Genomic DNA, 6,552 nt, shown 5'->3' with positions numbered 1-6,552 from the left:
CCTTCGCCTTCCGCGCCTTTCCGCGTCTTCCGCGGTTCCTTCAAATTCGAGAGGCGCCGCTTCGCGGCCTCGCAGAACCAGTCGCCGAGCCCTACGCCGCCCGTTCGTGGTTTTCGCGTGGGTTCGTGGCCGAGACCTTCGTCGCCAGCGGCGCGACCAGTCCAAGCCGCCTAGAGGCCCACCATCGCGAGGCCGAACTCGTCGTAGCGGGCCCCTTCCACGGCCGTTTCGGGGACGGCGGCTTCGATGGCAGCGATGTCTTCGGGGGTCAGGGCGACCTCGGCCGCGGCGACGTTCTCCTCCAGGCGGGCCGCCTTGGTGGTGCCGGGGATCGGGACGATGTCGTCGCCCTGGGCCAGCAGCCAGGCGAGGGCGAGCTGGGCGGGGGTGCGGCCCTTCCGGCCGGCGAGCGCGGTCAAGGCCTCGACCAGGCCCAGGTTCTTCGCCAGGGCCTCGCCCTGGAACCGTGGCTGGAAGCGGCGGAAGTCGGTCCCGGCGGGCTCGCCGGCCCCATAGCCGCCGGCCAGGAAGCCGCGGCCGAGCGGGCTGTAGGGCACGAAGCCGATCCCGAGCTCGCGGCAGACCGGCAGCGCCCCGCGCTCGGGATCGCGGCTCCAGAGGGAGTATTCGCTCTGCAGCGCGCTCACCGGATGCACGGCGTGGGCGCGGCGGATCGTCTCGACGCCCGCCTCGGAGAGGCCGAAGTAGCGCACCTTGCCCGCCTTCACGAGCTCGCCCACCGTCCCGGCCACGTCCTCGATGGGCACGCCGGGGTCCACGCGGTGCTGGTAGAAGAGGTCGATAACCTCCACGCCCAGGCGCTTCAGCGAGGCGTCGGCCACGGCGCGGATGTTCTCGGGCCGGCTGTTCACGCCCGAGGGGCGGCGGGTGCGGATCGCGGCCTCCACGTCGAAGCCGAACTTGGTGGCGATCGCCACGCGGTCGCGGACGGGGGCCAGGCCCTTGCCCACCAGCACCTCGTTGGCGGTGAGGCCGTAGATCTCGGCCGTGTCGAAGAAGGTGACGCCCAGGTCCACGGCCCGGCGCAGGAGGGCGACGGCGTCGGCCTCGCCCGCCGCCTGGCCGTAGGTCCCCGAGAGGCCCATGCAGCCGAAGCCGATGGCCGAGACCGAGAGGCCTTGGGTTCCGAGTTTGCGCGTCTGCATGGCGACCTCCCTATCGGTGTCTGGCCTGTCAGTGCCTGGCCTGTTCACGTCCAACCTGTTCGCATCCGATCCAGAGCACAGGTGGCGCGCGCGGCGGCCGTGGAGAATGGCTTGCCGGCTCAACGCTTCATTGAGCAGAGTTCATCAATGGACCCGTCCACCCTCACCCGCCGCGACCTGCCCGACCTCGTGGCCTTCGCCCTGCTGGCCGAGCTGCGCAGCTTCCGCCGCGCGGGAACGGCGCTGGGGGTCTCGGCGTCGGCGCTCAGCCACCGGCTGCGCCGGATGGAGGCGGCCCTGGGCGTGCGGCTGCTGAACCGCTCCACGCGCAGCGTCGCGCCCACCGAGGCCGGCGAGCGGCTGCTGGCGCGCCTGCGGCCGGCGCTGGCCGACATCACCGCCGGGCTGGCGGAGGTGGCCGAGTTCCGGGCGCGGCCGGCCGGGCGGCTGCGGATCACCGCGCCGCGGTCGGTGGCGCGCATGGCCATCGCCCCGCGCCTGGGCGGCTTCCTGAAGGCCTATCCGGACATCCGCGTCGAGCTGGTCGGCGACAACGCCCTGGTGGACATCGTGGCCCAGGGCTTCGACGCGGGCGTGCGCTTCGACGAGACCCTGCCGGCGGACATGGTCTCGGTGCGCCTGGGCCGGCCGCTGCGGATGCTGGTGGTGGGCGCGCCCGCCTACCTCGCCGAGCATGGCGTCCCGCCGACCCCGGACGACCTCGCCGGCCACGCCTGCCTGCGCACGCGGTTCCCGTCCGGCGTCATCTACGACTGGGAGCTGGAGAAGGGCGCCGACGTCCGCCGCGTCGCCGTGGACGGCCCGCTCATCGTGGACGACGCCCAACTGCTCGTGGACGCGCTGACGGAGGGCGCGGGCCTGGGCTTCGTGGCCGAGCCGCTGGTGGCCGCGGAGCTCGCCTCGGGCGCCCTGGTCGCGGTGCTGGAGGACTGGTGCCCGCCCTTCCCGGGCTGGCGGCTCTACTATCCCAGCCGCCGCCAGGTCTCGCCAGCGCTCCGGGCCTTCATCGAGTGGATGCGGGTGGAAGCCGAGGCCACCTGACCCGGCCTCATGACGCGCCGCATTACGAAGGTTTAATCGGCCCAGCCGCATCCGCCTCGCGTCCCTCGGGGCTCCTTGGGGGTGAACGCGTCGTGTCGCAGCGGTCTCCACCCCGCCTTACGGGGATTTAACTGGCCCGGTCCCGGGGAGACGGCGACACCCGCGCTCGAAGGTGAGGGCTGTCGAACCCATGTCTCTGGCGCTGGCGACACTGTTCTACGAGTGGCGACGCTACACGGCCGCGGTCGTGGCGCTGGCCTTCTCGGGCCTGCTGATCCTGGCCCAGGTGGGCATGTTCACCGGCATCGTGAAAGGGGCGACAGCCACCATAGAGCGCAGCCGCGCCGACATCATGATCCTGCCGGCCCGGATGGAGAGCCTGATCAACTCGGGCGGCGGTTCCCTGCCCGAGCGCCTCCAGCCGCAGTTCTACCTGCATCCCGAGGTGGTCGAGGTGGCCGCCATGGGCGGAGCCGGCGCCCGCTGGATCAACCGGCCCACCGACGGCCGCAAGACCGTGACCACCTTCGTGCAGGTCAACATGGTGGACACGCGGCCGGGGGCGGTCACGCTGCCCGTGGACTACTCCGAACAGACACGCCTGGCGCTGATGGAGCCGTATGCGGTGGCCATCGACCGCAGCCAGCTTGCCCGGCTGGGCGTGAAGCTGGGCGACTCCGCATCCCTGAACGGCAAGACGGTGCGGGTGCGCGCCCTCCTCGACGGCTATCCCGACGTGAACAACGCCTCGGTGACCATGTCGCGCGACACGATGCGGCTGATGGGAATGCTCGCCAAGGATGGGAAGACCGGCCCGCTCATGATCCGCCTGGCCGACCCCGCCCGGGCGGCCATCGTGCGCGACCAGCTCAACGCCACGGCCAACGGCGCCTACCGCGCCTGGACCCGCGCCGAGCTGTCCGAGGCCAACGAGGGCGCGCTGATGAAGGAGCAGATCATCGGCGTCCTCCTGGGCTTCTCGGTCTTCCTGGGCTTCCTGATCGGGGTCGGGATCACGTCCCAGACCCTGCGCGGCGCCATCCTGTCGTCGATCAAGGAGTTCGCCTCGCTGCGCGCCCTGGGCGTGGGCATGGGCTCTCTCCGCCTCATCGTCATGGAACTGTCGGTGTGGGTCGGGCTGGTGGGCCTGGGCGCGACCGCGCTCTTCACCTCCGGCGTCTACCTGCTGGCGACCAACGGGGGGCTGCCGATGGGCTTCCCCGTCCCGTGGGTGGTCGGCGTCGCCATCCTCCTGCTCGTGATCTCGGCGGCGTCGGGCCTTCTGGCCCTGGGCGTCCTGAAGAAGAGCCAGCCCGCGGACCTGCTGCGATGAAGAGCGGACAATCGGCGATCGTCGCCCACGGCCTGTACAAGCGGTTCAAGACGGGCCGCAGCCACATCGAGGTGCTGAAGCGGGTGGACTTCGACGCCGCCCACGGCGAGGTGACGATGGTCATGGGCCCGTCGGGCTCGGGCAAGTCGACGCTCGTCGCGGCGCTCTCGGGCCTGCTGAAGCCCGACGAGGGGACCGTCACCTCGCTGGGCGAGGACATCTGGTCGATGCGCGGCGGCCGCGCCGACCGGTTCCGCCTGGACCACTGCGGCTTCATCTTCCAGGGCTTCAACCTGTTCTCCGCGCTCACCGCCCTCCAGCAGGTCGAGATCATCCTGAAGTACCAGGGCGTCGCGAAGCGCGAGGCGCGCGAGCGCGCCGCCGCGGCGCTGGAGGAGGTGGGCCTGGGCGCGCGGCTGAACCAGCGCCCGGCCGAGCTCTCGGGCGGCGAGAAGCAGCGCGTGGCCATCGCCCGCGCCCTGGCCAAGGCGCCGCAGTTGCTGTTCGCCGACGAACCCACCAGCGCGCTGGACGGCGAGAACGGCCAGGTGGTGATCCGCCTGATCCAGCGCGCGGCCAAGGCACACGGCGCGGCGGTGATCTGCGTCACCCACGACCCGCGCCTGGAGGCCTTCGCCGACCGCGTCATCCATCTGGAAGACGGCCGCATCCTGGACGACCGGCGCACGGCGCCGGCGCCTCCGGCCGCGCCCGAGACCCACCGCCCTCGACACCCTGAGCTCATCGGAGCCTGAGATGCCCGCCCTGTTGAAGAACCGCCTCGTCTGGATCCTGGCCGCCGTCCTGGTGCTGGGGGGCGGTGGCTTCGTCGTCCTGAACGGCCAGGCCCAGGCGAAGAAAGCGGCCGCCGCCAAGGCGGCCGCCGAGGTGAAGCCGAGCCCCTACGCCGCCATCGCCAACGGCAAGGCCGACGTGGAAGGCGGGATCATCCAGGTGGCCGCCCGGCGCGCCGGCGTCATCGCCGAGGTTCTGGTCCAGGAGGGCGACGACGTGACCCGGGGCCAGGTCCTGGCCCGGCTGGAGGACGACGAGCCGAAGCTGGCCGCCCACCGGGCCTCGGCCGAGGTGCGCCAGGCCCGCGCCGCCCTGGCCCTGCTGCAGGTGCAGCTCTCGGCCGCCCAGCGCGAGCAGCGGCGGCTGGAGGGGCTGGCGCCGTCCAACTTCGTGGCCGCCCAGAAGCTGGACCAGGCCCGCGACGCCGTGCGCGAGGCCGAGGCCCGCATCCTGGCCCAGCAGGCCACCGTGGCCACCGCCGAGGCCCGCGCCGCCGAGGCCCGCTACGATCAGGAGCTGTCGATCATCCGCGCCCCGGCCGACGGGCGGATCGTGCGCCGCTACGCCAACCCGGGCGCGGGCGCCTCGACGCTGAACGTCTCGAACATGTTCGACCTGGAGCCGCAGGCGGGGCGGATCGTGCGGGCCGAGATCGCCGAGGGCTCGCTGAGCCACGTGGCGATCGGCCAGGCCGTGCAGATGTCGCCCGAGAGCGATCCCTCGAAGGTCTATTCCGGCAAGGTGTTGCGCCGCGCCGCGGTCTTCGGCGCCCGCAAGCTGCAGTCCGACGATCCCACCGAACGCACCGACGACCGGGTGGTGGAGGTTGTGGTCGATTCCACCGGCGCGCCCTTCCTGATCGGCCAGCGCATCCTGGTGAAGTTCATGCGCCCGCAACAGGCCCGGGGCCCCGAGGCGACGCCCGGAAGCTGAGCGCCGGGGGTCGAACCCCGAAAGACACGAAAGCACACGAAAGGCCGGTTCGCGCTCCGAGCCTCCGCGCGAGCGGAGGCTCCGTCACGCAAATCACGGAAAACGCGGAAGGGCGCGGAATCGAAAGCGTCGCCTTCCGCGTCCCTCCGCGGTTCCTTGATTTTGGAAGCCGCCGCTTCGCGGCCTCGCCAGGACCGGACGCCCTTTCGTGTTCTTTCGTGGTCGACCTGTCGCGGCGCCGGCGTCCGCCCTGCCCCTCGTCAGCTTGACGCCCAGGCGCGTGCGCCGCACAACGCCCGCCGAATTTGCGACAGGTTCTGAGGAAGGAACACGAGATGGCGGACATCCGCTTCGACGGCAAGGTGGCGATCGTGACCGGCGCGGGCGGCGGCCTCGGCCGACAGCACGCCCTGGAGCTCGCCCGGCGGGGCGCCAAGGTGGTCGTCAACGACCTGGGCGGTTCGATGGACGGCTCGGGCGGCGGCTCGGATGCGGCCAACAAGGTCGTGGACGAGATCAAGGCCGCCGGCGGCGAAGCCATCGCCAACGGCTCGTCGGTCACCGACGACGCCGGCGTGGCCCGGATGGTCAAGGACGCGATGGACGCCTGGGGCCGCATCGACATCCTCGTCGCCAACGCCGGCATCCTGCGCGACAAGACCTTCGCCAAGATGGAGATTCCGGACTTCTCGGTCGTGGTCGACGTCCACCTGATGGGCACGGTGAAGCCCGCCAAGGCCGTCTGGGAGATCATGCGCAACCAGAACTACGGGCGCATCGTGGTGACGACCTCGTCGTCGGGCCTGTACGGCAACTTCGGCCAGTCGAACTACGGCGCCGCCAAGCTGGGCCTGATCGGCTTCATGAACACGCTGAAGCTCGAGGGCCAGAAGAACAACATCCACGTCAACGCCATCAGCCCGGTGGCCGCGACCCGGATGACCGAGAACCTGGGCATGCCCGCCGAGGTGCTGGCCCAGCTCAAGCCCGAGTTCGTCACGCCGGGCGTGGTGTTCCTGTGTTCGGAAGAGGCGCCGACGGGCGCCATCCTGACCGCCGGCGCAGGCGCCTTCGCCGTGGCGCGCATCGTCGAGACCGAGGGCGTCGCCATCGGTGCGGGCGCCACCGTGGAAGCTGTCCGCGACAACTGGGCCAAGATCGCCGATCCCGAGGGCCAGAAGGCCTACGTCAACGGCGGCGAGCAGACCGCGAAATTCTTCCGCAAGCTCCAGGGCGGCTGAACCGCCTCGCCGACGTCCCGTC

6 protein-coding genes are annotated in these 6,552 nt (G+C 71.5%); 5 read left to right on the top strand and 1 reads right to left on the bottom strand.

Features of this window, described 5'->3' with window-relative positions; genetic code table 11:
* Window positions 1–170: 170 nt before the first annotated feature.
* Complete coding sequence (locus tag WG212_RS03060; RefSeq protein WP_337185593.1) at window positions 171–1,166, bottom strand: aldo/keto reductase; 996 nt, start codon at window positions 1,164–1,166, stop codon at window positions 171–173.
* Window positions 1,167–1,313: 147 nt separating this feature from the next.
* On the opposite strand from WG212_RS03060, the gene WG212_RS03055 reads away from it, so the two are divergent.
* From WG212_RS03055 to WG212_RS03035, 5 genes are all read left to right on the top strand, one after another.
* Window positions 1,314–2,228, top strand: coding sequence for a LysR family transcriptional regulator (locus tag WG212_RS03055; RefSeq protein WP_337185592.1), 915 nt, complete (start codon window positions 1,314–1,316; stop codon window positions 2,226–2,228).
* Between the two features lie 190 nt (window positions 2,229–2,418).
* Window positions 2,419–3,561, top strand: a complete 1,143-nt coding sequence (locus WG212_RS03050; protein WP_337185591.1) for an FtsX-like permease family protein — start codon at window positions 2,419–2,421, stop codon at window positions 3,559–3,561.
* Window positions 3,558–4,316 (top strand): ABC transporter ATP-binding protein, encoded by a 759-nt coding sequence (locus tag WG212_RS03045; protein WP_337185590.1) that lies wholly within the window; start codon window positions 3,558–3,560, stop codon window positions 4,314–4,316. The genes WG212_RS03050 and WG212_RS03045 overlap by 4 nt, the downstream gene beginning before the upstream one ends.
* 1 nt (window position 4,317) lies before the next feature.
* Window positions 4,318–5,289, top strand: coding sequence for an HlyD family efflux transporter periplasmic adaptor subunit (locus tag WG212_RS03040; protein ID WP_337185589.1), 972 nt, complete (start codon window positions 4,318–4,320; stop codon window positions 5,287–5,289).
* A gap of 335 nt (window positions 5,290–5,624) precedes the next feature.
* On the top strand, window positions 5,625–6,530 hold the full coding sequence (locus WG212_RS03035) for an SDR family NAD(P)-dependent oxidoreductase (protein ID WP_337185588.1): 906 nt from the start codon (window positions 5,625–5,627) through the stop codon (window positions 6,528–6,530).
* The last annotated feature ends 22 nt before the right edge of the window (window positions 6,531–6,552 follow it).

Source organism: Phenylobacterium sp., assembly GCF_037189685.1.
Lineage (GTDB): Bacteria > Pseudomonadota > Alphaproteobacteria > Caulobacterales > Caulobacteraceae > Phenylobacterium.
The sequence above is the reverse complement of the archived record's forward strand: the minus strand, read 5'-3'. Positions and strand labels throughout refer to the sequence as shown.